General features: G+C 39.7%; 2 protein-coding genes. Both read left to right on the top strand.

Annotation, left to right across the window (positions count from 1 at the left end):
* Positions 1-222: 222 nt before the first annotated feature.
* Entirely contained in the window at positions 223-945 is a 723-nt protein-coding gene (locus PX481_RS21380; RefSeq protein ID WP_288095878.1) for a Uma2 family endonuclease, read from the top strand.
* Positions 946-1,150: 205 nt separating this feature from the next.
* Complete coding sequence (locus PX481_RS21375; protein ID WP_288095876.1) at positions 1,151-2,362, top strand: type IIL restriction-modification enzyme MmeI; 1,212 nt, start codon at positions 1,151-1,153, stop codon at positions 2,360-2,362.
* The last annotated feature ends 115 nt before the right edge of the window (positions 2,363-2,477 follow it).

Below are 2,477 nucleotides of genomic sequence, written 5' to 3'. Positions count from 1 at the left end.
CTGGTGATAATTAAATTAAAAATGGATTTTAGGTTCGATCCCCCCTGCCTCCCTTGATAAGGTAGGGTTGATTCATGAATCAACCCTACCCTTGATAAGGGGGGTGTCTGATAATTTTTAACGCCTACCTACTTAAGTTATTGGTTAAAATCCCCCCGCCTTATCTCTGCAATTGTGAGAAAAAGCTATAATTAATCAATCCTAAAATACCGGGAAAAAGTCATGACAGCCCTAGACATGATCCCAGATGTCACCTATCCCCCCACAGATTTATGGAGTGATGAACCACCCTTGGCAAGTGATCTACACCTGCAACAGATCATCATTCTCCTTAGTTGTCTAGAATTATTATGGCGCGAGAGGAGTGATTACTACGCTTCGGGAAATCTAACCATCTACTACAACGCGGAACAACTAAAAAAACGTGATTTCTGTGGTCCTGATTTTTTTGTGGTTTTAGATACCGAAAAGCGTCCCCGCAAAAGTTGGGTAGTTTGGGGAGAACAGGGTAAATATCCCGATGTAATTGTCGAGATTCTCTCCGATTCTACGGCTAATATTGACCGCAAGAACAAGAAAACTCTCTATCAAAATACCTTTCGCACTCCTAATTATTTTTGGTTCGATCCTAATACGTTAGAATTGCAAGGATTTAGACTAATTGAGGGACAATATCAAGCCATTTCTCCCAATGAACAGGGTTATCTCTGGAGTGAACAGTTAGGATTATATTTAGGCATATTTGACCGTAAACTGCGTTATTTTACCGCCGATGGTCAATTAGTCCCCACTCCTCAAGAAGCCGAATTACAGCAACGACAGGCAAAAGAACAGGCTCTTTTAGAAAAAGAACAGGCTCTTTTAGAAAAAGAAAGGGAACGACAAGCTAAGGAAAAATTGTCCCAAAAATTGCGAGAATTAGGCATCGATCCCGATACAATTTAACTGAAGTGGCAAAAGTCCTAAGTAGTCAGATGTTAAAATCAGACACCCCCTTATTAAGGGTAGGGTTGATTCATGAATCAACCCTACGATGAATCAACCCTACGATGAATCAACCCTACGATGAATCAACCCTAGGGATCAAGGGGGGATTTATAACCAGCTACTTAGAGAAAGTAAACCTAAATGAGAAGTCGTGGGAAAACTTATGAGTGATATTGAACTTCGGCAGTCAGTTTATGACCTTCTTTCATCCCTGAGAGGATTGGATGCGCTCAAAAAATTATTCTGGTCTGAGTTAAATTACGAGCGAGAAAATCAAACCCTGTCCCGACGCAATTGGCCAGATAAAGCAGTAGAAGCATTAGCAGAAGATCCAATCCTATTAGCTTCTGGGGGGGAAGATTTTCAGGTTATTTATGCTCGTCTCAACTCTAAGCAACTGCTGCTCAATTTAGAGCGTCTTGTCGTCACTCAACTGCTAAAAAACCATCCCTACACTCTCTTTGTTTTCTCTGATTTCCACCAAGAACGGTGGCATTTTCTCAATGTTAAATATGATGTAAAACAAGAAAAAAGGCAAGTCTTGCGGCGAATTACAGTGGGTCCGGGGGAACAGTTACGAACCGCCACAGAACGCCTAAGTTTACTGGATTTAGACAATATTAGTTTCGAGTCTCCTTTAGCGATTCAGGAATGTCATGATGAAGCTTTTGATGTTGAGAAAGTTACTAAGAAATTTTTTGAACAGTATCGCTCGGTCTTTGAAAAAGTTGAGCAATTAATTACTAAAACTATCCCTAATGCTGACCAGAGAAGACTATTTACTCAGAAGCTATTTAATCGCCTGATGTTTATTGTTTTTATCCAGAAAAAGGGTTGGCTGAAGTTTAACGAACAAACAGACTATCTAGAAACATTATGGCAGGATTATCAGAATGATAACAGCACCTCGCACAAAAACTTTTATCATAATCGCTTGACTCATCTGTTTTTTACGGGACTGAATAATCCCCAACAAACGGATATTATTGGTATCAATAACGGTGGTTTTCTTCGGCAAATAATCGGCACAGTTCCCTATCTTAATGGGGGATTATTTGAACAGGATGAAGATGACCGCAATCCTAATATAATAGTACCCGATCAGGCGATCGATGTTATCTTACATAAACTTTTTAGTAATTTTAATTTCACGGTGACTGAGAGTACACCCCTTGATGTGGAGGTAGCAGTGGACCCAGAAATGTTGGGAAAAGTGTTTGAGGAATTAGTCACGGGAAGACATAAATCAGGTAGTTATTACACACCTAAACCGATAGTTTCTTTTATGTGTCGGGAGGCTTTGAAGGGATATTTAAGCAGTAAATTAACTTCTGAAAACAAAGAAGCGATTGGGAGCATCTCACCTTTGCAATAAGTAGAAATGCTTAATGAGATCAATAAAAAAGTTAAAAAAGGCAACCATTTAGATAAGCACAGCGATGACGAAGGACTTGCGGTACATTACAAGATTGCCAACTTGCACCAGTAAT

It is taken from the genome of Microcystis sp. M53603_WE2 (assembly GCF_030065435.1).
The sequence above is the reverse complement of the archived record's forward strand: the minus strand, read 5'-3'. Positions and strand labels throughout refer to the sequence as shown.

Excerpts from the sequence above, each read along its gene's own strand:
- PX481_RS21375 (WP_288095876.1), top strand. The coding sequence starts at position 1,151 with ATGAGTGATATTGAACTTCGGCAGTCAGTTTATGACCTTCTTTCATCC.
- PX481_RS21380 (WP_288095878.1), top strand. The coding sequence starts at position 223 with ATGACAGCCCTAGACATGATCCCAGATGTCACCTATCCCCCCACAGAT.